Genomic DNA, 25,793 nt, shown 5'->3' on the forward strand with positions numbered 1-25,793 from the left:
ACCTTTCATATAATCAGTTGGAATTGGAAAATATGTTTTTCAGCGACTTCGCTAGAAGGCCGATCGATGAAAGTAATCCAAGCGGCTCAAACCCTAATGGCTTAGATGATTTTGACGAAATTAAGCGCCAGATAAATAACCTGAATAAAGTGACTGGTCGAGTATCATGGAAAACGATTCAAACACTTTCTAAGAAAATTCTTAGTACTCAGGGGAAAGATTTTCGTTGTAGTTGCTACTTTACCGTGGCGGCTACGCACAACGATGGCTTAAAAGGCTTGGTTGAAGGCTTGAACTCACTGCTCGACTTATGTGTTGTGTATTGGTACACCGCCTACCCAGAGCACGCGAAGGCCAATGCACGTATCAGTGCCATCGAGTGGATGGTCGAATACACTGAGAAGCGAATTAAAAAGCATCGAGCCTTACCAGAAGAGCTCCCGCTTATTGAAGCGGCGCATCAACTGTGTTTACGCATCGAAGAAGAACTGCGCCTACATTATGGGATTAAAGCGCCATCATTCGGTCGCATTCGTCGTATATTGAACCAATGGATTGAAGAGATTAAAGAAACAAAAGCGAAGGAAGCCAAAGCATTAGAAGTCAAACAAGCGAAGCCAGAAACACCATCGAATCCAGGTGGCATCCAAGTCAATATTGCGCCGCCATCTAAAACAGAAACCAAGCCGACGCCTCAGCCGCAAGTAAAAGAAGCGCCTAAGTCCAGCCGCGCGGTTGTATTTTCTGTTATTGGATTGCTTGTCGTCGCATTTGCTTCCCACTTTGTTTACAAGCAGCACAAATACCAGACTCTGAAAGATGACATTGAACACTCGTCACTAACACAGCTAGCAACAATCGTCGATTCGTTGAGCGTTGAGAACAAAGAACACCGCATCGCTTTACGTTCTGCGACGGTCGAACGCCTTGATACATTAATGACCGATTGGGCAATCGACCCCGTGAAAGTCAGCGAAGTGAATACCATTGATGAGCTTACTAGTGAATTGACGGAGATCTACCCGGATTCATCATCTGCTCAGCAACTTCGAGAGAATTTTTTAGACCAACGTTCTCGTTTCGAAAATGAATTCGATGTCATATACAAACGCTTTGCCTATGCTAGGACGGTATTTGCCAACGTAGCGAAACAGAACACAGACAAGGACTCGAAGAAAGCGTATGAATACAGCAATTCGCTGTTCCCACTTCTTGGGCGGATTGAGTACGCAGAAAAGAATGCGCAGCAAAAGGAAATTGAACGCTCCCTCCTTTTACTGAACACCTACCTATATAAGATTAACCAGTTGCAAGCTGCAACAAACGACAATAAATAACAATACAAGTAAAGAAACTATAGGCTTATGTTCAAACAAAAAATACTAAGAAACCCGATTGTGGTTTCTACCATAGTGGCTTTGCTATTAGCCGCGATATTTGCAGCAGTGTATTTATTCTTACTTGAAGATGCAGATAAGCTATATCTATGGATTGGCCTTGGCGTCATTTCTGCGTTTTATCTTATATTCCAGTTGTCACTATGGTTTAAGAAAAAGAACAACTCGAAAGCTCAACGTTTGGAAACCGAGGAAGAAGCCCTTTCTATGGTTATCCGCCCTCTTCTTTCTCATTCAGGCAAGAAACCAATCTACCTAATGATTGGTAATAAGGGATCTGGTAGACGTCAATTTTTGTTTAATTCAAGCGCAATTAAGCCAATGGATCGTTCTCGCACTGCAAAAAACGATTTCTTTGAATGGTATGAATCTGACGGTGCGGTTTATGTAAAACCAGACCAACGCCTCGTATTCCAAGAAGTATCCAGTAGCGATGCTTCATTGTGGAACACGTTTGTTGATGAAGTTATTCGTCACCGTCCAAGAAAACCGTTTTCTGGCTGTTTATTTTTTACTGACTTTGAGTTCATGATCGTCTCAGAACCAGAGCAAAAAGATTACACCATTACCGCACTATTGCAGCGCCTAAGTTCTATTAGCGAAAAAACATCATCGGCACTGCCGGTTTATTTGATGATGTCTAAGCTTGATAAGTTGGACGGTTTCAAGGAGTACGTACATTTCAGTTCTCTGAAAACTCGTGTGGAATTCCTTTCTATTCCTCTTAAAGAAGCGAAAGGCGTCATCACTGAGTACTACCGAGATGGTTACCGTAATCTGGTGAAAGTACTGGAAAGCAATGCTCTGGACGCTTCTGCAAATTCGACAGACATCGATGAAAAACAAGCCATTCTGTCATTCCCGAAACAGTTCGAGCTTTGCCAAGCAGAAATCAGTTACGTCCTTGAACGTCTTTGCGATTCAAACAGCGGCACTTACTCGCTCGACATTCGTGAGATCTTCTTCTGCTCTAGCTTACAAGGTGGTCGTAAGTACAACCTGTTAGCAAAAAGCTGCAGCAATTACTTTAATTTGCCGATCATTGCTTCAGAGCACACACAGCTGACAGAAACGCCTTACTTCTCTCGCTTCCTGATTGACTCTCAGATTTTGCCTGAGAGCGATTTTGCGGGTGAAAACAAAACGTATTTACGCTTAATCCAACGTCAAAGTCATTTGGCCATGTTAGCGTCCGTGATCTTGTTGGCTGGCGGTACCTACTTCTTTGTTACCACACTAGACAGTAACTTGCGTGTGATTAACCAATTGCTTGGTATTGATGACAATGGTCAGGTTGAACAAGAAGCAAGCTTCAATCAGCTTCTCGTAAACGCCACTCGCGCTATTCAACCTTCGTACAGTGCATGGCTAGAAGGCTCTCGAGCTCTAGATGAAGAAGTACTTCCACTGAACATTAGCCGCTTGGACCAAAGCACACGTCTGGCTTACGAAGCACTGCTTAAAGAAGTGGCACAACAGCTTATGCCCGTCGTTGAGAAAGGCTACCGTCTAGAGTTGACGCATAACCAACATGACGTTGCCGCGACACTGCCATTGCTAAAAGGCTACTTGATGCTGAACGATCGCTCAAAACGTGACATTCAGTTCCTACGTCGCCAGACCTTGCACACCCTTAATGATTTGAGCGATAAGCCGGATGTCGTAAACCAGGCAATGCGCTATTTAGACGCATATTTCCGCACTCAGTTTGCGCCTGTTGATATCAATATGGACATTGTTCGTGCTACTCGCCGTTCATTACTTGCGAACTCTAACGTCGACCTTGTTTATGCGGGCATTTTGAATCAAGCCGATGCTATCGACCTTGGTACGCTAGATCTTCAACGCGCCGTTGGCTTTGAGTTCAACAACGTGTTTAACGAACCGCTAGACGACAACCGCTTAGTGATTGACAAAGTCTACACGTCCACTGGCTTTAGCACCTTCTATCGCCCTCGTGTGGACCTAATGTCACAGCAGGTTATCAGTGACAACTGGGTTCTTGGATTGTCTAACCACGTGATCCCTACGAAACAAGAGCAGGATGCGTTTAAGACACAGGTACGTAAGAAATACACCGATGACTACATCAACTACTGGCGTAATGCACTGAGTGAACTGAAAGTACAGCACTACAGCAATGTGGGCGACTTAACGAATGCAATCGACCTGATTTCCGGTCCCTCTTCTCCAATGACCACTGTATTAAAACAAGTGTACGCGAACACCCAGTTTTCTCCGGTTGGTGAAAAGAATGCATTAATTGCCAATGTAAACCCTAAGCTAGCGGAAGTTGCAGATACGGCCTCAGAAGCAGTAGAAGAAGCCGTACAGCCAGATTACTTACTGATGAAGCGTGTTGAGCAAGCCTTCCACTTGTTAAACCAACTTCAAGTCAGTGAGACACCTAACTCCCCTACTCCATGGGATGAAACCATTGCAGCATTAAGCCGTGTTCGTACTTACATGAAAGACATCGCTGACGCGCCAGATCCACAAATGGCCGCACTTGCAGCAGCGCAGCACCGCATGAACAGTACAGAAGCGGATCCGCTTATCAAACTGAAGCAGATCGCGCAGAAGTCTCCAGAGCCAGTGCGTAGCTGGTTACTTGATGTGGTACAGCAAAGCTGGTCAGTGATGATTGCTGAGTCAGCAAAAGGCATTCAAACCCAATGGTACAGCGAGATTTACACCAAGTTTAAAGAGCTAGGGCTTGGTAAATACCCATTTGATCTGAACGCGACAGAAGAGATTTCGATTGAAGACTTCGAGCTGTTGTTCGCATCAGGTGGTTTATTAGATACGTTTATTCAGAAGAACTTCGCACCGTTCTACGATACAAACTTGTGGACACCAAAGCAGGTGGATGGCGAGACAATGCCTCTTTCGCCTGCCCTATTGGTGCAATTGCGCAATTACAACGTTATCCGCGATACGTTGATCAACAAGAGCACAAACCGAGTTTATATCCCGTTCAGCGCGAAAGTATTAGACCTTGATTCCAGTGCTATCCGAGCCACTCTGAAAATTTCAGACACGGATATCAACTACTATCATGGTCCGAGCCGAATTCGTGAGATGGAGTGGCCGCCGCAGAACGGTGACTTCAACATTAGTATCACGATCCAAGATGTGACAGACGAGGGCAAGCAGCACGTTCTTAATAAGAGTGGTCAGTGGGCGATATACAGATTGCTAGGTGATTCGACCCTGACAAACACTCATAACGGTAGCTTCGTCAGTGACATAAAAGTGTCTGGGAGGGACTTAAGCCTTCGTATCACTCCTTTGACACAGAAAAACCCATTCACTCTTGCTGAGCTGTATAACTTTACACTCCCTGAGTCGATTTAATAACAATATAAAAACCAGAATAGGCAGAACACATGATTTCGAACATGACTTTACAAGGCTTAGACAAGTTAGACCGCAAAATACTATCCAGTCTGTTATCTAACGGACGAGAGTCGATTGCGAATCTATCACGAAATATCGGTTTGTCTCGTACTGCTGTTGCAGAAAGAATTAATAGGTTGGAAAAGACAGGGATCATCAAGGGCTACACTGCTCAAATCCGTGTTGAAAATGAGGGTCGCAAAGCTGCCAGCTATCTGCTGATCTCTTGTGAAAAGGGCAAGAAAAATGAAGTAACGAACGCCCTTAAAGAGATTCCAGAGGTACGACTGACCAGCGTTGTGGGGGGTAGCTTCGACATTATTGCTCTCATCGAAGCACCTGACCTACAGTCTATTCACCACCTATGTAATGAAATTGAATCTTTTAGCGGAATTCAGAAACTCGACACAACGGTGGTACTCCACCAACCAATTAGTCGATAAGTTTTTTTAGGTTCCCGCCGAACATTCTTTTCAGACTAAAAAGCCGCGAGTCAATCGCGGCTTTTTTGTTCCTCAATTTTCGTACTCCTGGCGGCCAAAGCTAGATGCTACCAATCACACGTATCTTGGCATCTTTCTCACCTGGGCTACCAAGCCAAAAGGTTTGACCCAACTGATTCCCTTCCCCATTACCCAGCTGGTTCTCTGGGATGGAATCGAGATTCACAGTTAACTTAAGGTCCCAAGACATCGGGTCACGTAGAATAAAACGCATCAATCCCACCAGCGTCTTGTGCAGCTCGCCATCGTAGGAAAATTGTCTAAACGTCTCAAAATCAATGTTGTCGATGCACAAGTTAAATTTGCCGTTCAAATCCGCAATACTTTGCCCCAAATGTAAGGTCTGCCCTAATACACAGTTGGCACGGTTAAGCTTGTTGCGTTGGCTTTCTGCAATGTCTACTCGTCGATACACCCACTCTTCGATTCGTACACTCGGTAGCGAGAAGTAATGGGAAACAATACCGGAAATCAGCTTAGGCGAGCGTGTGCGGGTAGACAACTGGTTAACATAAGAGAGGATCTTTGCTCGGTCTAACTCCGCAACATCACAATCTTGCATGACGTCAGACAGGCCGGCCAAATGCAGGATCCGCCCTGAGAACGCGTCACTTGCACCGCTTTGGTACTGTACGTGATAACGGTATTTCTTCCAGACACGGTACAGCAAGCTAGTGTATCGATTGTGGAAGAAGTCAAAGAAGTCTTTTACCGGGTTATCATCTGGGTCACGTCCAGCCAGCTTCTCGGTATAAGACGCTGGCAATGGCGAACTTGAGCCATGTAAACCTAAAAAGTTCGTCTCGACGCGCGAATACTGTTGCCCATTTCTTTCCATGTGAGTGATAAATTCCATATCACTCTTTGGAAAAGCAAGACTCGGCGAGACACTAAACTCTATGCGCTCTTGGTGGAAGTACTTGTTCTCACCAACCGCGACAAAGTTAGAATTTGGCTCTAGCTGGTAGTGCTTCTCAAGCAACAATACCGCTTGATAGAAGCTGAACTCATACGACTTATCAGTAAGTGTTGTAATCATAGAATCGTCTGCTGTCCAATCAGGCTTGCCCAGTTGTACACTTCACCAGTCGCTTCATCAAACACCTCCAATTCAGTAAAGGAGTTCACACTCGAATACAAACGGATGAATTCATTGAGTACGGTTGCCATCAGGAACATATCGCCTTCATTTACGAAGAACTTCGAATTGGTCACCAGCTTAAATTGGTTACCACGTACAGATACGCCACGGAACACGCGGTCAATCGGTTTCATCTCAGACGAAACAATACCATCGAGTCGGTGAATCGACGCGCGGTGAGCTTGTCTATCGACACGAGAGTGGAAGTCGTATGTCGAGAGCAGCACTTTCAACACATCAATGTTCGCCAGTGACAAATAGTTGAGTGACATATTGGCGATCAGCTGCCACTGAAGCTCGCCGTTCACCTGTGGGCTCACCGATTGTGTCGGCTTGGTGATGTTTTTAAATGTCGCATACGTCGGCGATTTGTGGGTCGCGTAAGTAATGTCGCCCACTGAAAGACGCTCAGCCAGATCGGCGTTGCTGCATTGCAGTTTCATCAGTACAGTTTCTGTGCCTAAATCCGCAATATCACCATTATGCGTATGGAACGAGATATAGCGCTCTAACCCTCTTCCGCTTACTCGCTCGCCGACTTTTGATTTGTAGAACTCTCGCTTATCACGCTGGTTGATTTGATGCTCAAACGATTCGAATTCGATTAATGGTTTACGGCGACGCTCGTCTTTGCTCCAACTCTCCACCTGCTCAATTCCGTACACTTCATAGTGTTCTTGAGTATTGCTTTGAGGGCGCACTTTGTATTCATTGCGACGGTGCTCCAAACGAATTGGATCGCCATCTTTTTCAAATAAGTTCACAGCAGGCGTGCAATGTAGCCTTAAGTGTTTATCTTTAAGTACCACTTCTGAAGGCAATGCGCGCTTAAAGTAGAATTTCACTTTCACCGTACTGCGCTGAGGAATGCCTTTTAACCACTCTAAGCCTTTAATGTCGAAGAACATGAACTTGTCTGGCAAAGAGAAAAACTCTTGCAGCAAGCGGTAACCCGCAAATGAGTTTTTGCTATAAGGCAGCAGTGCTTCGTCTTCTTCATGCCCTACCGGCTTAACATATTCTGGCCCCAAGCGATGTTTGTAGCCGCCACCGACATCCAGCTCCACGTAATCCAAGTAACGGAACAGCCAGAGGAAGACCGTGCGGGTAATATGAATCTCACCATGCAAGTGCAAACGCAACGTATCTAAACCAATTCGAGACAGCTCTAGACCATGCTCCGTCGACAAGGTTACATCAATCGCTGAACTGGTGCGGCTGTTGGTTTGTTCAATATTGGTTATCGTGATTGGGTATAAGTCCACATCGTAGCAAGTGCGGAAAAGGCATTGCGTGCCCTCGACTTGCTCACTGGCCATTTCTGCACCACGTTTTACCACCGTTTTCTCAGTAACACTTCCGGTATGCGGTTTTAGCTCACTGATGCACAAAGACGGAATTGAACGCATGTAATGCGGCCACAGCAAAGTCATCAGAGATTGCGTCAGTTCTGGCAGTTCGTCGTCGATCTTCTCTCGAATACGCCCAGTCAGAAAAGCGAAACCTTCCAGCAGTCGCTCGACGTCTGGGTCGAAGGTTCCTTCAGAGAGAAAGTGAGTTAACTTCGGATGATATTTGGCAAACTCACTACCCGACTCGCGCAAATACGTGAGTTCATCTTGAAAGTATTTACTGTTACTCAAGTGGCACCTACTAAACGTTAAATTGGCCGTCGGTTCCCATGTAGACATCGATCGACATTGGGACTTTACCGCCGTTATGGGAAACTTCGCCGCGAATACCAAAGCCGAGTTGTAATGGGTTATGGTGGTCTTCACGGTAATGAACCTCGACATTCAGCAGTCGCGGTTCAAAGCGTTCTATGGTTGATGTGATGTTTTGTTGAATGTGACGAACGAGGTTCGTGTTATTGGAAAGCACGTCGTTAAAATCTGGCAGGCCATATTCATTGTCGATCATTGCATTACCAGAGTGGGTATTCAGCAAGTCAGCAAGGTGAGAATGTATGGATTCGATCAAATGCTTATGAGACACCACTTTCTCGTAGCAATTTTTTGGCTCACCCAACTCAATTCGCTCTAAAAGACGATAACCTTTTTCCATGTTCGGTCCTACGAAAAAAGCAGCCAGTCTTCACTGGCTGCTTGATGATTTCAGTAATGGGTTACTGGTCTAGTTTACCCACTAGAGACAAGTCGAAGCTCGCGCCCATGTACTTGAAGTGAGGACGGACAGACATTGATACTTTGTACCAGCCTGGATCGCCTTCTACGTCTGATACCTCAACCTTAGCAGCACGCAGTGGACGACGACCACGAACTTCCGCTGGCGGGTTTTCCTGATCAGAAACGTATTGACGGATCCACTTGTTCAGTTCGATTTCTAGGTCAGAACGCTCTTTCCAAGAACCGATTTGCTCACGCTGTAGCACTTTGATGTAGTGTGCCAGACGGTTGATGATGAACATGTAAGGAAGCTGAGTACCTAGCTTGTAGTTCATCTCTGCTTGTTTGCCTTCTGGCGTGTTCGCAAACACTTTTGGTTTTTGAACAGAGTTAGCAGAGAAGAATGCCGCGTTGTCAGAGCCTTTACGCATGGTTAGAGCAATAAAGCCCTCTTCTGCTAGTTCGTACTCACGGCGGTCAGAAACAAGGATCTCAGTTGGGATCTTAGTTTCAATTTGACCCATTGCTTCAAAGTTGTAAACCGGCAGGTCTTGAACTGCACCACCACTTTGAGGACCAATGATGTTTGGACACCAACGGTACTTAGCAAATGACTCACTGATCTTAGAAGCCATTGCGTACGCAGAGTTACCCCATAGGTAGTTATCGTGGCCATCTGTAACTTGCTCATCGTAGTCAAACGCCTTAATTGGGTTATCTTCTACTGAGTAAGGCGTACGTAGCATAAAGCGAGACGTACATAGACCTAGGTAACGTGCATCTTCGTGTTCACGTAGACCGCGCCACTTCGTATATTGTGGACCTTCGAATACTGACTTAAGGTCTTTCAGGTTTGGTAGCTCTTCGTAGCTATCTAGACCAAAGAACTTAGCCGAAGCAGACGTGATGAAAGGTGCGTGAGACATTGCACCCACGTTCGCCATGTATTCCATCAACTTAATATCTGGAGAAGACGCTGACATCGCGAAATCACAGATAACAGCACCAACTGGTTTACCACCAAATTGACCGTATTCACGTGTGTAGATCTGTTTGTAAAGACCAGACTTCACCACTTCTGGAGCGTCTTCGAAGTCATCAAGTACTTCATCTTTCTTCGCAGAAATCAGTTCAATTTGAATGTTCTCACGGAAGTCAGTGTGATCAACAAGGTACTTAAGACCACGCCACGTTGACTCAATTGCTTGAACTTCTTCGTTGTGAAGAATCGCATCAACTTGCTTAGACAGTTTTTGATCGATTTCAGAGATCATTAGGTCAACCAAAGATTGGTCTACTTTCTCTGTGTTCGAGCTGCTTAGTAGCTCACTGATGAACGCTTCTACGCCGCGTTTTGCAACGTCAAAACCTTCATCACTTGGCTTTAAACGAGTTTCGTTAAGAATGCTATCCAGAAGTGAGCCTGATTCAACTAAGGCTGCTTCTTGTTCTGGAGCTTGTGCTTCTGCAGACATGATATCCCTTACTCTTCTTTCGCTTCTTGGTCGTTGCCAATGCTTAGTTCATCCAACAGTTTCTTTCTCGCTTCTTCATCTTGAAGAACCGATGCGATCTTCTTACGGAACGCAGGAACGTTACCTAGAGGGCCTTTCAATGCAACCAACGCTTCGCGAAGCTCAAGCAAGCTGTTCAGCTCAGGTACGCTTTTCGCGATCGCTTCAGGAGAGAAGTCCTTCATGTTTTGGAACGTTAGATCAACACCGATTTGGCCGCCTTCTTCGTCAGAAAGACGGTTTTCAACGTTCACTTTAACGTTTGGAGACATGCCTTCTAGCACTTCGTTAAAGTTGTCTTTGTCGATATTGATTGGAGTACGTTCTTCGATAGGCGTCTCATCTGCACGTGCAGTAAAGTCACCAACCACCATCATGCTCAGCGGCAGTTCTACGTCGTCTTGCGTATCACCAGTTGCTGGAACATAACGGATATTAATTCGCTCTTTAGGAGCCACCGAGCCGTCACGTGACATAATTAGTTCCTTATTTAACTCTATAATTAGTCATAAATTGCTTGCCACTCTTCATACTTCTCAGGCAAAAGATCCTTACTTCTGAATAACTGATGGAGTGTTTTTCGAATCAGGTCTTCTAACTGTGACGATAAGTGGGGTTCCCAGCTCGCGAGATTAAACGCTTTTTGTACTTCCCAACCCTTCTCAAGATAAGGCAGACACAATGGGTATAATCCAACAGACTGGTAAGCTGCTATCAATTGTAAATACAGCATAAACTGTCCACGTCCCGAGCTATCCAGCTCGAGTTTGCGGGCAAGTTCTGCGGCATATTCCCCTAGGTTTTCTAGAGTGATATCCTCCATCGGCAGCGAATCTTCTTCAGAGATCACAACTGTTTGCACTACAGGTTGAGAAGTTGAAGAAGCTGCATCTTGAGTCGATAACCAGCTCAAGGTTGCTTCATCTGCAAATGGTATAGAATTCTTAAATGAGAGGTGCTCAATGCCCTCTAATGAATCAACAAAACGTTTCACTTCTTGCTTTACAGCAATGGCCGCATCATCAAAGCCCAAGTTATTGAGCATCGAGTACACGAAGTGATGCCCCGTCAGCCAGAATGGTGCATCAGTTAATGTACGCTCCAAGCGTTTAATCGTGTCGATGTCGCTTTCTTGATTAGCTTTGTCACGATAGTCCGCCTGTTGATCCGAAGACACCGCCAAGCTCAATGGCGTTTCGTTGTTTTGATGATCGGGAAGACCATCAATGTCATCCCAAGTCAGATGACGATAAATTCGGTATGCCAAAGGGTCACTTGGGTTAGCGTGAATCATCACTTCCGCGACTTTCTTAAGCGTACGTTTCGATGCCGTTGGTGATGAGAAGTCCGTATCAACATCGACTTCTTGTGTGACGGCCTTCTTGACTGGCGCTGGCTTCGGAGCTGGCGACAGCGGCTTAACTGGTGCGCTTTGAGCCTCTTCTGGCTTTGGCGAATCAACAGCAGTATTCGTTTGCTCAGGTTGGGTGGTGCTTACCGACGCAGAAGGCGCTTGTTCAGGTTGAACTTCACTTGCAGAGCCGTCATCGCTCTGGCCATCGACGGCAGCTTGCTGAGATAACATATTGAGCTGAGTGCGGATCTCAAAAAAGTCTGCTTCTGAATCTTGATAAACGTCGTCGTACTGACGCTGCACTTCTTCGATAGTAGAAATACAACTTGAAACCAACGCCCAAGACTGCGGGCTTTCCGCTAACTTACCGCTTACCAGTTTAAACTGATGGTTAAGCCATTCGACCGCGCCATCTCTACCACGCTTACGCGAAGGGTAAAGCTCACCACCAAACTGACTTAACGCATGACTAAGCAGCTTTAAGCCTTGTTCGAAACCTTGTAGGCCAAACTCTTCCGTTAGTGCTCGAATCAAGTAACAGATCGCTTTTAAATCTTTACTGTGCTGCTCTAAGACTTCTGTTGCGTGCGTTTTAACGACCGTCCAATCTACCGTTTCACCAAATAATGAGCCGAACTTCTTCACTTCGGATTCCATCATTTCGTAGCAAAACTCGTAGCGCGCGTCTTCACCTACCGGAGCAGCGTCAGAAATTGGCGTAAGCAAACGTTCGATATCAATCACTGACATTAACCTCTCCCCTCTGCTTGGTAGTCTCTTAACGCTCGTTCAACCGCTATGGCACCGCGTGCAGGACGAGAAAGTTGATGGCTTTTATCGATGGAGTCCGTTGCCATGCTCTCAAGCAAGTCGGTAATTTCACCAAACTTCTTAGGTGCATTTCGCTCAAGATCGGTAAGGGAATCGTGCAGTTTCTGTTTATCAAATACGGATTGCTCAGTGACCGTGCTAAATAGGATGTATTCGCTACGAGCGACAATCAGATCTTTGACTTTTTTGGTTAGTTCTGGAGTATTACCAAAGTACGCCTTCGCCGCTTTCGCCTCTTCGATGGCTTTGGTGTAGTAATGATCCTTTGCATGCAGCTCAATAGAGTCATTGATGTTCTTCATGACCTTGTTTGGCAACACCTGGCTGTAGAAATACGCCTCAGATTGGTTTAGTAACCAAGCGGCTTTCATTTCTTTGTCCGCAAGCTGTACTTCACCATCAAGGATCAAGCTGGCAATTTGCTCTTCTTTACTTCCTGCGATGGCAGAAATTTTCATCGAGTCGACCGACGCCACATTCAAACCCGCCATCACTTTAGTCAGTGTTTTATCGGCATAAGGGAATAGCGCGCCATCATCGACAAGTTTTTCGCGCAATGTGACTAGCTCTTTACGTAAATCGACCAACGTTTTTGGCAACTCATCAGCCAAGGCTTGATAAGCCGTCAATTCACCTTGGTTCTTTTTGTACAGCTTGGACAGCTTCATTTGCTGAACTTGGAACGCTTCCCGATATGGTGCCGTCGACATCACGTCTTTTTCCATATCATTGAGCGCCTGTTCAATCGCCCAAGGAGGTTGAGCCAAGAAAGAAGCCGTTTGCGCAGGTTTAATAGTGCTAACTAGCGGCGTACCCGCTTGTGAAATCGTTGCTTCCGATTTTACGATTGTTTTCCACTCTGGTTGATTTTGCTCGTACAGATAATGACCTGTCACTGCCATCACACTTAATACCAAGCTTGCTTCAAGCACTTTAAAACGACCGTAACCGCCTTTGTCTTGAGGCTTACAATGCGTCAGCAATAAATCAGCATTACGCAGACTACTAAAAATAGGCGCATTCGATTGAGAATCGATAGATTGAGTATCAATGCGGGCAAGTTGCTGGGCAAAAGAAATAGCGGTATAGCCATGCCCTCTTGGATTATTAATCACTTGCTTGAGCAGCTTCCAAATATGATTTGGAATCAGTGCTGGACGTTTACGATCTTTTAATTGCTTGTGCCAAGCATCACCAAAAATAGAACCAATAAATAAATGGCCCGTCAGTAGTGCAAGTGAATAAACATCGTCTTGTGGCTCGGTCGTGCCAGTCTCAAGGTAAAGTGGCGACGCGTAACTTAAACTCGCTTCGGCGTGAGATTCCGCCTCACCGATATAGCGCGCTGCACCAAAGTCAATCAGCTTGACGTAATCGCCTTCGCTAACCAGGACATTCGATGGTTTGATATCAAGATGACAAATACCTCGAGTGTGCATAAATTCCAGCGCACCTGCGAGTTGGTACACTAACCAAGCAATATGGTCGTGACGGAAACCTTTAGAGGAATGACGCTCCATCTTTTCTGCCAGTGATTCACCTTGGATCCACTCGTACATTAAGTATGGGCGCTCAAATTCGTTACCGATCTTTATGAAATCTGCAACGCTTGGATGTTGAGAAAGCTCTAATCTGCTTGCCTCATTGACCAACATTTTGCTGGCAATATCTGGCGCGTCCTCATTGACGACTTTACAGCAGATTTGCTTATCAGGTTGGCCTTTTTTGGCGAGATGGTAAACGGTTGTTCTACCATTTTTCGACGGCAAGGTGTCTAGTACATCAAATTGTGAAAAAAGTACGTACTCAAGCTTTGGCTTATTTTTCTGCGCCAACCTTTGCTCGTTATGTTTCTTTTTCTCAATGGCTTTGACAACCAATTGATCAATATATCCTTTGGCCGCTCCCTGCTTATCAGACACTTTGCACTCTTTTATCGAACAAATATTATTAGGCCGAAATAATATTGGTTGAAACATCCTTGTTTCAAGGCTGGTATTTAAAACGAACAGTAAGTCTATTACTTTAGTTATTATTACTAAGTTATTAGACTCTTTGACTTACGCTTTCACTACATCAGTCATGCTGTTTTCTCGTATTAAAAACAAAGTCATTATTATGAGAGCGTTTTCATTAATATTAACGTGTTGATTCATACTAGCATGCGAGTACTTGGAGTAGCCCTTTGTCACCATTAAAATCAAACATCAGTAACGATGAAGGTTGGTTAAAATGATGATTTTTAACTGTAAATGCCAAGAGCGCTAGTGAAGAACAACTGCCCATTGTTCCCCATAACTCATTGGTAAGCATAGGCAGCTCGGGATGAGTAAAGCGCTCTGCTTTGGCACCCAGCGCGAAACCGTAATCTTCGCTGTGCGCGCGCAGGTTCGTCATGTCAGAATACACCTCACCGAAAGCATTAAGCTTTTTACTCGCGCGCTGTACAAGGCGGTACATGCCTCTACGGTCTGTCGTGTTCAGTTCAGTATCGATATAACCAAGTTGTGCTAAAGGCTTAAGCTTGAGTGTTTCTACGGTATTTCTTCGACAAAGAATGAGGCCCGAGCCCCCTTCACTTGGAATCACTCCCCATGGATTATTAGTACTCATGACCATGTTATCGTCGATAAGTTCTTGCATCCTGTTGACCATAGAATCGACGCTAATGCACATCATGGCGTCGTATTTATCCAAGGACTTCATGGCTTGTAGCACGAAGCTAGGACCGCTTGCGTGAACTGCTTCGACCACAGAAAGAAAGTCAGAATAGTCACTTTCACCAAGCCATTCTTGCATCTTCACTAATGAAATTGTCGTAGGCACAGCAAGAAGTAATGGAATCGGCTTCAAAGAACGAGGCAGCTGGGCCAAGAGCGAATCCAATAAGTTCGCCGTTAACTCACAGGTTTTTTCGAACAAACCGCTTTCTTTGGTATATTCAATTTTCGCGAATGTGAAACGCTCAATTCCGTCCTCACCAACGACTTGGTCGAACCTCGCTAAGTCAGCATTTGCTACATTAGTAGCGATATCCAAGTTCATGCCTGTGGGCGTCATCACTTCCATCCCCAGCACGTAACGACCTGTAGAATTATGCATGCTCGCTCACCTCTTCCGACTTAGTGATAGACGTAGACACCAACAAATGCTCTTTTCCCTGACAAGGAAATGCAGCCGTATAACTGATTGATATGGTTTTCTTTTCAGCATCCACAAATAAGGTATACATCGCCATATCAACTTGATAGGCGCCGTCTTTGAACGTGGCAATGACACGGTATTTCTCTTTCGGTATGCGGAATGAGAGCGTGTCATCGTGACAAAAGCCACTCATCATCAAGCGTTCACCACCATGAAGAAAGCCTTTGCATTGTTGATCTGCCGGTGCGCTTTGGAAGAAACGTCTGTCAAAATCCAGCGGTAACATTGGCTTGCGGTTCTCAATCCAATTTTCATCAAACGTACCCGCCAATTTTTGGCGAGATTCGAAGAATGGAGGAACAGGCCCAAAGCCCGCGACTCGAATATTTTTCGACGTAGAGCTCCACTCTTCTCTAGGATAGAAAATCGAAGGCACTTGCTGTTCAAGCAGCTCTTTGTTGGAGTCCGCAACACCACCACCAATTCGGTTACGCAAGTCGCCACCTATCGCGCAGGTGTAATCAATGTCCTTTTCAATGAAAGGTACAGGCTTGCTAAGTGTGATACTACCGCCATGCTCTACCCAAACCCGATCACCATGTATCGCGAGGGTTTTATCAATGTGGCCATCAATCAACACGCGGCATTCTTGGTATGTCACGGGCTTTTTCGCGTAGCTGCGCGCTTTACCGTAAACAAGTACATCCGTGTTGTCTTTGGTATAAGCGAATTCGTGGTCGACCTTCATCGCAGAGAAACCCTCTTCGCCCAAATATTGGGGATCATCGAAGATTTCGCTTTCACCTAATTCATGCCAAACCACACCATCGAATTGCCATATGCGTTTAGCGACCACTACCCAAACTTCATCGCCGTTTTCGTCACGTTGAAAGCGGCCTTTAAGCGATAGCTTTGGGTGCGCTTCAATATCCCATAACTGCATTGCTATTCCTTAAATTGAATCGTTCGCTCGCAGAAGGTGCGGCCTTTAAATTATTGAAGTTCCAATCTTGCTGATGAATTGGCATCGCCATATCCCAAGGTACGTAGGCTCGGGATTGAACACAGATTTGTCGCCATAGCCAATTTCGGAACAGCACGTCAACGTTGGTATCTTGCATTGCCGCTAACGTGGACTCGAAGCTCAATGCGTATCCCAATCGGCTTGGCAGATTTTGCATGTGCTTTTCGTCTTCTAACCACTCATTAAGTAAGTCGATAACTTCTTCCCACTCATACTCAACACCAACGTCTTGTGGCATTAGTGGTAGAAGCTTCCCGTACACCACATACAAAGCTTGAATCCAAGTTTCACCGTCATCTTCTTCCAGAGTTTCCAAGTGCTCAATGATTTCTGGGACTAACTTCCAATCGCCACTCAGAGCAAAATCAACGGGGGCTAATGAAGAAGAGATATTGAACGCTTCAAACTCTTTTAGCTCTAGTAGCTTCGCGAAGGTCAACACTTGGGCCGAGGGCAAACCACTCGGTTCAATACCAAAGTACTGTCGGAACCAAGTGCCTCTGTCACGCTTGGTGATCAAACGTTCAAACAGATACTGCTCACCATTTGCATGGTCGTTGATCCACTCAATCCCCTCTTCTACATCCTGCAACGCTAAAAGCGGTAGCGCGATGTGAGGACGTATGATTTCGGCTTTGTGCCAACGTTTAATCAGCGCAACACTCAAAGCTTGGCGGAGACGTAAGCATTCAAAGTAAAACGGACTGGATTTCGCTTTGCCCTCAATGAGCTCCGACATCACGCTATCCATGTGTTCAACTGGAGATTGCGTGACAATGACCTTGGCGGTGTGTGCGTCTAATTCTTCGAGTAAGCTCAATCCACATAAGAGATTATCCAGCTCAGAGCCAAGTTCTTTCTGTAGCATCAGCCAAGCGTAGATTTCTGGCTCTTGGCTTCTTAGCTGATGAATTAACCCCGGAGCTAATCGATAAAACGACAGATACACTTGTTTGAGCTCTTCTATTTGGCGCTCAATCAGTTTGAGGTAATCCAGATCACGACTCGGATAACCTCGTTTATGAAGTTGTACACGCTGCTTGATTAAAAATCCGATGCTCTCAGAAGCAATAGACAGCTTTTCATTACAAAAGCTCAGCCAAGTTGGCGGCAATTGGGAAAGGTCGTTCACAGCACGCTCAGCTCTTGCTAACGCGCCTTCGACTTCTTGATTGGTTATGGGTGTCTTTAGGTGCTCGACACCGATTCTTTGTCGCATCTACTTATCCATTGTTAGTGTGCGATAACGCAATATCAGTTAGTTAACACGAGGTAACTAGTTAATTGCGATCGTTCCGCCTTGAATTTTTTGTGCTTTTTCTGCTTGAGAAGTGACGTACTTCGCTTTAGTCGTAATGCGGCCATCACGCCCGCTGTAACGAGTTTCAGTTTCACCACTTTTGACGATCAGTTCTTGCTCCGTCTCTATGACCATCTTCTTAGCTCGCAATACAAACTCATCAGAATCATCGAGAATCGAGAAGAAAATGTCCGTCACGAGAGGCAAGCTTAAATCGTCGTTCAAGAATTCGATTCGACAACTTAATGAATTATCGATAGCCATTTGCAGTTCAGAACGGCGAAAGCCTCGCCCTAGCCTTGCCGTTAGCGGTTGGTTAAATGGATTACCATCAAAATCAACGCGAACACTGCCTGTTGATTCATTAATGGCGACTATGGTTCCAAAACGCGAAAAGCAAGCCGGTGTCTCGGCTTGCTGTTTCGTGATGGTTTCTGTAATAAGAGGTTGTTTTTCCATCATTAGTTAATCGCTACGTTACCACCCTTCACGACGACTTTATCGCTGCCTTCAATGGTGATTGAAGATCCTGAAAGCTTGATTGAACCGTCACTGTTCATCACTAAGGAAGACCCACCAGTTTTCAGCACAATCTTGTCACCACTGATGATCTGCGTTGCACCATCGGCTTTGTAAGAGGTATTGCCTTTTACTGATACGGTTAAGTTGCCACCCACCGTTTGGTTATCATCTGCACCAATGTCTGAGCTTTTCGACGCACCAACCGTTAAGTTGCTATTCTCGCCCACATCCAAGTCATCGTTTTTGCCGATCTTGGTTGTGCGGTTATCGCCAATCTCTAAATCAGAATTGTTCTTCACATACTGAGTTTCGTTGGCGTTGTAAGTAACAGTGACGTCTTGCTCTACGGTTTCAGTAAAGGTGCTGTTTACTTGGGTTGTCTTGTGGCCATCAATGGTTTCTTTGTGATCACCATGGACTTCGTTGGTTTGATGACGCGCAACTTTTAGGAACTCGTCTTGACCGATATCGCGATAACGGTTGTTAAGTACCTTCGTCGACATGTCTTTTTGAGCGTGAATGTAGACTTCTTCTTGGTTCGCTTCGTCTTCAAAACTCAGTTCGTTGTAGCCAGTGCCTTTATGCGTTTGGGTACGGAACGTAGTACGAGTTTTGTTCTCCGGTAACGAGTACGGAGGGAAGTGAAGACCGTTATAAACCGCGCCAGTCACTAATGGGCGATCTGGGTCGCCCTCAAGGAAGGTGACAACAACTTCATGACCAATACGTGGCAAGTAAACCGCACCCCATGTTGGCGCTGCCATAGATTGGCTTACACGGATCCAGCAGCTTGCGTGTTCATCGTTATCACCGTAACGATCCCAATGGAACTGAACTTTGATTCGCCCAAGTTTATCGGTGTAAATCTCTTCACCCGCAGGACCGACAACTACCGCCGTTTGTGGACCATCAACAACAGGAGGTGCAAGCTTTGGCGCTTTGAACACCACATCACGTGAGATACAAGAAAACTGGTTGTAATACGTGGTTGGCATACCGTTTGTTTCGTCTTCATGCACTTGCGGATCTTGGCCAGTGTGCATGACCGATAACATGATGTAATCACGGTTGATTTCAGAACGAGGGTGATCGCTAATGCTGAAGCTGTAGCCGGACGCCAGACGCATCACATCACTGCTTGCTTCGACTTGTTGATTGTCGACGATGTGCTCAGACATCCACTCTGTTGTTCTCACCTGCCCCATTGCAGGGTCAACATAACGGCCAGGGTAATCAAACTGCTTTAAATCTTGGTCAAGATCGCCCGCGTGGGTCATCTCTTGAGGAATTTTAGGCTGTTCGTAGTTGTAATCGGTGTAAGTAACTTGGCCAGTTCTCACACGGTTTACAAGCTCAAGATCTGAGATATGTTCACGATCGGCAACACCGCCACCGTCAGCATGGAAAACAATCGGACCGATGTAAGAAGCGTTAAGTGGAGAACTCACCAGTGGCGCAATCGCGTCGTTGCTATCTACAATCACCATGGTGTGATTGGCTTCGGTATGGTCAAAGTAATACCACATACCGTGCTCAGCCATCATTCGCTGAACAAACTGAAGGTCAGATTCACGATATTGCAGTACATACTCTTTTGGCGGATACGTACCAGAAACTTCAAAGCGGTAATCCGTCACGCCCCCATCATCAAGCACTTCGGTGATGATGTCTTGCGCTGATTTTTGTTGGAATATACGACAGTCTTGACGCTGAGATAAGAACCAAGCTTGAGGCACAAGAACTAGCTGGTAGCGAGAAAAGCGACGACCCGTTCCAAGGTAACGAACTTCGTTTACCACGCCATTAAAAACGCGCGCAGCCCCTACCCCTTGTCCATAAAGAGTCAGCGTTCCCGCTTTGCGAATTAACGCATCAAAAGAGATATCTGGATCAAGTGAAAGTAATGAGAGACTGATGTGAAAAGGCTTCGAAAGCTCTTCATTCACTTGAAAGCTTTCTACTCGAAAGTCGTGCCCACACCCTGGCACTTCAAATTTAAATTCTACGTCATTCACCATATCTTTTACCTGATACAAATAATCGAATTAGGGCCAACAATTGTTGGCCCTGAATCTTTACGCAAAAAGCAATTATGCTTCGCGTGGAGCACGCCAGTCATCGTTACCAGCTGTACCACAGTTTTCGTGAGTTACTTCGATTGCACGGTAAGTCAGCTTAAGAACTTCTTCTGTCACGCGGTCTGCTGTTGCAGCGTCTTGACAGTGGTTCATGCGAGTTTGGATGTCTACTAGTAGTGCATCAATCAGTTTGATTGAGTAGTAGTGCTCTTGCTTACCTTGAACTGAAGTACGGTAGAAACGGATCACACACTCAGGAAGTTTTTCGCCAGATACTAGTGCGTTGAATAGTAGTGGAGAACAACGGTCTTGAACTTTAGTTACAACAAGTGGACGGTGAACACGTTGACCAGTAGGCTGACCACTTTGTGGGTCACGTGGTACTGTTAGTACGTGGTCTAGTTCTTGAACTAGGAACTCATCAACGTGAGCTTCTTGCCATGTGTTACCTACAGAATCTGCAGAGTAAGTATCTTTAGTGATGTGACCTTGAGTTTCACCTTTGATAGACATATATGCTGGAGTTGGCATCGTTATTTCCTTTTTTAAATCTGTATTTGTTTAATCACCAAATCGCTTATCACCGCGACTACTTGGTATAATCAAACTCCGTGCCAACTTTTATAAACCTTACAATACAATAACTTAGCTCAAAACTAGCTTTATTTATCAATTTATTAAGTACAATTTATTGGATAAAAAACCAAAAAATTGGAAACAGATAATAATAAATTGTTTCACTGATAAAAAGTGAAAATAACCATATATCAAAGGGAGAATAAAGTTATTAACACTGGCCATTTAGTTAGATTAACCATTAATTAATTCAAAATAACAAAGAAGCGTTATCCAAGATAAATATTCGCACTAATATTGTCATTAAAATCACCAACAAACGATAGTCAAAATATCTTGATAAAAAAAGAGCGTTATCACTTTTAGTATAATAGCGGCTACCTCTTTTCCTCTAAAGAATAAAATGGCTATGATAAATATAAACCTTTCTTCATTAATTCAGCGTCTACACCCGATTGCAAAAGTCGCATTAGAAGACGCGGCTGCACTTGCAGTCTCTGAAAAAGCAAACGAAGTTCAAATTGAGCATTATTTACTGAGTCTTTTAGAAAGGCCAAATAGTGATTTTGACGTCTTATTAAGTCATTTTGATTGTTCTGAGAACTTATTAAGACAATCGGTTCGATCCACACTCGATACCAACGCCAAAGGAAATGGCAGCAAACCTGTTTTTTCTGCTTTATTAATCGAATGGTTACAAGAAAGCTGGCTGGTTTCTTCTTTAGATCTATCCGAAACACAAATCCGCTCTGGCGCCCTACTCCTTACTCTTGTTAGCAACCCTCTACGTTACGGCCAACATGGTTACGCCTCTATCCTTGAAGCGGTAAACCCTGACAGCCTTAAGCGTAACTTTGCAGAGCTAACAAGCCACTCTATTGAGGCGCAAGTCGCGACTTCCGAAAAAACACAAGCTCGCGAAGATGGCTCGGCATTGAGCAAGTTCACGACAGACTTCACTGGTAAAGCACGCAAAGGCGAAATCGATCCTGTTTTCTGTCGTGACCAAGAAATCCGCCAAATCGTGGACATTCTTGCTCGTCGCCGTAAAAACAACCCTATTGCTGTTGGTGAACCGGGCGTTGGTAAAACCGCAGTCGTAGAAGGCTTGGCGCTAAAAATCGTACAAGGCGATGTACCAGACAACCTTAAAGGTGTTGAGCTTTACGGTCTGGACATGGGTCTTCTACAAGCAGGTGCAAGCGTAAAAGGTGAATTCGAAAAACGCCTAAACGCAGTATTGGATGAAGTGAAAAACTCGCCAACGCCAATCATCCTATTCATCGATGAAGCACACACTCTAGTCGGCGGCGGTAACCAAGCGGGCGGCAGTGATGCAGCCAACTTGTTAAAACCTGCCCTAGCACGTGGCGAAGTGAAAACCATCGCTGCGACAACATGGTCGGAATATAAGAAGTACTTCGAGAAAGATCCTGCCCTTGCGCGTCGTTTCCAATTGGTGAAACTCGACGAACCGTCTCCTGAGCAAGCAGCATTGATCATTCGTGGTCTGCGCCCTGCATACGAGAAGTCACACAATGTTTACGTGCGTGATGACGCCATCACTGCTGCGGCAGCACTTTCTGCTCGTTATATCTCTGGCCGTCAACTGCCAGATAAAGCGATCGATGTGCTAGATACGGCGTGTGCACGAGTGAACATCAGCCTGAATGCTATTCCTGCTTCTGTTGAGACCCTTCAGCAAGAACTTGCAGCTCAACAGCGCGAGCTTGAAGCACTTGAGCGTGATGCTCTGCAGCAAACTGGCGACAAGCACAGCCTTGCTAATATTCCAGACCTAAAACTGGCAATGGAAACAACCAAAGAAGAGCTAGCAGAACAAGAAACGCAATGGCAAAAAGAAAAAGAGCAGATCCAAGAGATGATTGCTCTACGCTCTCGCTTGCATGAACTGGTCTTTGGCGAAGCGAATGATGAAGAGCTTGTTGCAGACGAAGAATCAGAACAAGAGCGAGACGTTTCTCCATATGCAGACATGGATGAAGAAGCCGTTCGCATTGCAATTTCAGCCTGCCAAGAACAGCTAGACGCAATCCGCAAAGGCAACCCACTGGTTCACTTTGAAGTTGGCCCAGATGAAGTTAGCCACGTGATCTCGGATTGGACTGGTATTCCAATGGGTAAGATGCTTCAAGACGAAGCAGAAACCACGCTAAAACTGAAAGAAAGCCTAACACAAAGCATCAAAGGCCAAGAATACGCTATTGATGCACTGTCTGAAGGCATTCAAACAGCAAAAGCAGGCTTAGGCAACCCAGACGCACCGACAGGCGTATTCCTGCTGGTTGGCCCAAGTGGTGTGGGTAAAACCGAAACGGCTCGTGCGATCGCTGATCAAATGTTTGGTGGTGAGCGCTTTATGACGACCATCAACATGTCTGAGTTCCAAGAGAAGCACACGGTATCTCGCCTAATTGGTTCACCTCCGGGTTACGTAGGTTACGGTGAAGGCGGCATGCTGACAGAAGCGGTACGTCAACGCCCATATTCTGTTGTATTGCTAGATGAAGTGGAAAAAGCCGACCCAGAAGTGTTGAACCTGTTCTACCAAGTGTTCGACAAAGGTACGCTGAACGACGGCGAAGGCCGCACCATCGACTTCAAGAATACGCTGATCATCATGACCAGCAACCTTGCGACGCACGAGATTGAATCTTTGGTTCATCAATCAAAAGACATCGATGCAAACATCATCGCAGAAGCTATCCGCCCTACTTTGAACCAACACTTCAAACCGGCGCTGTTGGCACGTATGTCTGTGCTTCCGTTTGTTCCGCTATCTGATGAAGCAATGACAGAAATCATTCACCACAAGCTAAACAAAGTTTCTCAGCGTCTACAGAGCCATCACAAGCTGTCTCTGAGCTACGAAGAAAGCTTGGTTGAATTCGTACTGGGCAACTGTCGCCTTGCTGAGACAGGCGCACGTAACATTGACGCGGTCATCAACCGTCAGTTACTGCCTCAGCTATCGACACAGCTATTGGTGCATGACAAGGATGATTCACATACGCAAATCGCAGTTTCTGTCGATGAGCAAGGAACACTAACCTATGCGTTCAGCTAACCATAGCGAACTGAGCAACGCCCTACTTGCGATCAGCCAATCTTTGGCTGATCGCAGCCAGCTGACTCAAACGTTAGATGCCGTGTTGACCGCTGCGAGACAAATGACTCTCGCAAAACATGGCATCATTTATGTTTTGGACCAGACTGGTCAGGCGTTGATCCCAAGTACCGCTCACCATAACGATAAAACGATTGTTTCCCACCCTTGGGAAGCATTGCAGATAGATTCTGCCAGTGAGAACGACCCATTTAACTTTGCTATTCGCAATGGTGAAGTGGTGTTGATCAACGAGCTGTACAAGTACAACGGTTACGACTGTGAAAGCATTTATCAAAGTGAGCAAATACTTGGACTAAAGAGTGAAAACTTATTGGCTTGGCCACTTATCGACAACGATAGTAAAACCATCGGCCTGTTAGTATTGCTCGATTTAAGCGTTATCGACAACGAAACCGCACTCACTGAGTTCTGTCGCATGGCTGCAAGCAATATTCGCCAAGCGGTGTGGTTAGAGCAATATGGGCAAGTGATCAAAAGCCTGAGTGCCGACAATCAAGCTCTAGTGCGCGAGAACACTCAGCTTAAAAAGCGAACCAAGAAAACCTATCAAGGCCCGATTGCAGAGAGCGAAGAAATGCTCAATGTCTTGAATCGTCTTGATAAGGTGCTGTCTCTTCCTGTCGACGTTCTGTTGCGCGGTGAAACTGGTGCAGGTAAAGAAGTGATCGCAAAATACATTCACGAGAACTCTAACCGAGCAGACCAGCCTTTGATCGTGCAAAACTGTGCGGCTATTCCAGAGCAGTTATTGGAATCGGAACTTTTTGGGCATAAGAAAGGCTCATTCACGGGCGCAGACAAAGATAAAGTGGGCCTGTTTGAAGCAGCCAATGGTGGCACGCTATTCCTAGACGAGATTGGTGATATGCCAATGCTACTTCAAGCTAAGCTACTTCGAGTACTGCAAGAGCGTAAGGTTCGTCCCATAGGTGCCAGTAAAGAGATTGAGGTAGACGTTCGCGTTATCGCAGCCACCCACTGCAATCTTATGAAGCAGATTAAAGATGGGGGGTTCCGTGCTGACTTGTTCTATCGCTTGAATGTATTCCCGATTACGCTGCCTCCCTTGAGAGAACGTGAGTCAGACATTATTCCTCTCGCAGAACATTTCGTGCAGCACACGACCAAGACCCTAGGCTTACCGCAAGCGCCGGGGTTAAGTGCCAACGTGCGTAAACAGCTTCTTGCATACTCTTATCCGGGTAACGTACGTGAGTTGAAAAACATCATCGAGCGCTCAGTACTACTGTCTGATTTTGAAACCATCACTCACATCGAGTTTGGTGAACAAATCCCAGAAGACACGCCAAGTGTTGAAGTAAAAGCACCGTCACCTGCCCCAGAGCAACCTGCTTACGAGCCAGCACAAGCGGATTTAGAAGACGCGGCAATCGGCCTAAAGGACGTTGTCAGCCAATACGAGCGCACAGTGATCATCGATTGCTTAAATGCCTGTAATTGGCACACTAAGAAAGCCGCCGAGCAATTGGCGCTGCCAATGAGTACACTTAACCACAAAATGAAGAAATACGATATTTCTGCAGCGGGTTGATAAAAAACGGGAAACGGGAAACGGGAAACGGGAAACGGGAAACGGGAAACGGGAAACGGGAAACGGGAAACGGGAAAATTTTAACTACTGTTTGAACAGAAAAGAATAAAAAAACCGCCCGAAGGCTAACTCCTATCACTTAACGTGTTTGGAGCGAACTGGATAGCGAGTCTTACTCATA

At 45.5% G+C, this 25,793-nt stretch carries 18 protein-coding genes; 5 read left to right on the forward strand and 13 right to left on the reverse strand.

The genetic code is table 11. From position 1 onward, the window contains the following. The first annotated feature begins 32 nt into the window (after positions 1 to 32). The 3 genes from GXP65_RS01415 to GXP65_RS01425 are packed head-to-tail and all read left to right on the forward strand — an operon-like array spanning position 33 to position 5,239. Positions 33 to 1,337, forward strand: a complete 1,305-nt coding sequence (locus GXP65_RS01415) for a type VI secretion system ImpA family N-terminal domain-containing protein (RefSeq protein WP_162091804.1) — start codon at positions 33 to 35, stop codon at positions 1,335 to 1,337. Between the two features lie 27 nt (positions 1,338 to 1,364). Next, positions 1,365 to 4,754 carry a type VI secretion system membrane subunit TssM gene (gene tssM, locus GXP65_RS01420; protein WP_162091805.1) on the forward strand — a complete coding sequence of 1,130 codons (3,390 nt, stop codon included), beginning with the start codon at positions 1,365 to 1,367 and terminating at the stop codon, positions 4,752 to 4,754. A 32-nt stretch (positions 4,755 to 4,786) separates the two neighbouring features. Then, the gene (locus GXP65_RS01425) at positions 4,787 to 5,239 is read left to right on the forward strand and encodes an Lrp/AsnC family transcriptional regulator (protein ID WP_005427005.1); all 453 of its coding nucleotides are present in this window, start codon (positions 4,787 to 4,789) and stop codon (positions 5,237 to 5,239) included. Positions 5,240 to 5,339: 100 nt separating this feature from the next. Here the strand turns inward: GXP65_RS01425 and tssG are convergent, their stop codons facing one another. The 13 genes from tssG to GXP65_RS01490 form a co-directional block, all read right to left on the reverse strand. Beyond that, positions 5,340 to 6,338 (reverse strand): type VI secretion system baseplate subunit TssG, encoded by a 999-nt coding sequence (tssG, locus tag GXP65_RS01430; protein WP_038892734.1) that lies wholly within the window; start codon positions 6,336 to 6,338, stop codon positions 5,340 to 5,342. Continuing rightward, on the reverse strand, positions 6,335 to 8,083 hold the full coding sequence (gene tssF / locus GXP65_RS01435; RefSeq protein ID WP_005426835.1) for a type VI secretion system baseplate subunit TssF: 1,749 nt from the start codon (positions 8,081 to 8,083) through the stop codon (positions 6,335 to 6,337). Before tssF ends, tssG begins: the two co-directional genes overlap by 4 nt. 10 nt (positions 8,084 to 8,093) lie before the next feature. After that, a complete protein-coding gene (gene tssE, locus GXP65_RS01440; protein WP_005532467.1) occupies positions 8,094 to 8,504 on the reverse strand; it encodes a type VI secretion system baseplate subunit TssE in 411 nt (136 codons plus the stop codon). A gap of 61 nt (positions 8,505 to 8,565) precedes the next feature. Then, positions 8,566 to 10,041 carry a type VI secretion system contractile sheath large subunit gene (tssC, locus tag GXP65_RS01445; RefSeq protein ID WP_045372234.1) on the reverse strand — a complete coding sequence of 492 codons (1,476 nt, stop codon included), beginning with the start codon at positions 10,039 to 10,041 and terminating at the stop codon, positions 8,566 to 8,568. Between the two features lie 8 nt (positions 10,042 to 10,049). Then, the gene (tssB, locus tag GXP65_RS01450; RefSeq protein ID WP_045377053.1) at positions 10,050 to 10,556 is read right to left on the reverse strand and encodes a type VI secretion system contractile sheath small subunit; all 507 of its coding nucleotides are present in this window, start codon (positions 10,554 to 10,556) and stop codon (positions 10,050 to 10,052) included. A gap of 26 nt (positions 10,557 to 10,582) precedes the next feature. Continuing rightward, on the reverse strand, positions 10,583 to 12,184 hold the full coding sequence (tssA, locus tag GXP65_RS01455; protein ID WP_162091806.1) for a type VI secretion system protein TssA: 1,602 nt from the start codon (positions 12,182 to 12,184) through the stop codon (positions 10,583 to 10,585). Then, on the reverse strand, positions 12,184 to 14,187 hold the full coding sequence (locus GXP65_RS01460; protein ID WP_162091807.1) for a protein kinase: 2,004 nt from the start codon (positions 14,185 to 14,187) through the stop codon (positions 12,184 to 12,186). The genes tssA and GXP65_RS01460 overlap by 1 nt, the downstream gene beginning before the upstream one ends. 235 nt (positions 14,188 to 14,422) lie before the next feature. Beyond that, positions 14,423 to 15,367, reverse strand: coding sequence for a hypothetical protein (locus GXP65_RS01465; RefSeq protein WP_162091808.1), 945 nt, complete (start codon positions 15,365 to 15,367; stop codon positions 14,423 to 14,425). Then, entirely contained in the window at positions 15,360 to 16,352 is a 993-nt protein-coding gene (locus tag GXP65_RS01470) for a DUF2169 domain-containing protein (protein WP_162091809.1), read from the reverse strand. Before GXP65_RS01470 ends, GXP65_RS01465 begins: the two co-directional genes overlap by 8 nt. Further along, positions 16,333 to 17,652, reverse strand: coding sequence for a hypothetical protein (locus GXP65_RS01475; protein ID WP_162091810.1), 1,320 nt, complete (start codon positions 17,650 to 17,652; stop codon positions 16,333 to 16,335). Before GXP65_RS01475 ends, GXP65_RS01470 begins: the two co-directional genes overlap by 20 nt. A 57-nt stretch (positions 17,653 to 17,709) precedes the next feature. Next, positions 17,710 to 18,195, reverse strand: a complete 486-nt coding sequence (locus GXP65_RS01480; protein ID WP_005426834.1) for a hypothetical protein — start codon at positions 18,193 to 18,195, stop codon at positions 17,710 to 17,712. Then, entirely contained in the window at positions 18,195 to 20,273 is a 2,079-nt protein-coding gene (gene tssI / locus GXP65_RS01485; RefSeq protein WP_005426734.1) for a type VI secretion system tip protein VgrG, read from the reverse strand. The genes GXP65_RS01480 and tssI overlap by 1 nt, the downstream gene beginning before the upstream one ends. A gap of 72 nt (positions 20,274 to 20,345) precedes the next feature. Further along, positions 20,346 to 20,864, reverse strand: coding sequence for an Hcp family type VI secretion system effector (locus GXP65_RS01490; RefSeq protein ID WP_005426983.1), 519 nt, complete (start codon positions 20,862 to 20,864; stop codon positions 20,346 to 20,348). Positions 20,865 to 21,318: 454 nt separating this feature from the next. Here GXP65_RS01490 and tssH point away from each other — a divergent pair, with 454 nt between their 5' ends. Together tssH and GXP65_RS01500 are read left to right on the forward strand one after the other, a co-directional pair. Beyond that, positions 21,319 to 23,997 carry a type VI secretion system ATPase TssH gene (gene tssH / locus GXP65_RS01495; RefSeq protein ID WP_162091817.1) on the forward strand — a complete coding sequence of 893 codons (2,679 nt, stop codon included), beginning with the start codon at positions 21,319 to 21,321 and terminating at the stop codon, positions 23,995 to 23,997. Next, positions 23,984 to 25,612, forward strand: coding sequence for a sigma-54-dependent Fis family transcriptional regulator (locus tag GXP65_RS01500; protein ID WP_162091811.1), 1,629 nt, complete (start codon positions 23,984 to 23,986; stop codon positions 25,610 to 25,612). The genes tssH and GXP65_RS01500 overlap by 14 nt, the downstream gene beginning before the upstream one ends. Positions 25,613 to 25,793: the final 181 nt, after the last annotated feature.

Source organism: Vibrio sp. LB10LO1, from assembly GCF_010092875.1.
Classification (GTDB): domain Bacteria; phylum Pseudomonadota; class Gammaproteobacteria; order Enterobacterales; family Vibrionaceae; genus Vibrio; species Vibrio campbellii.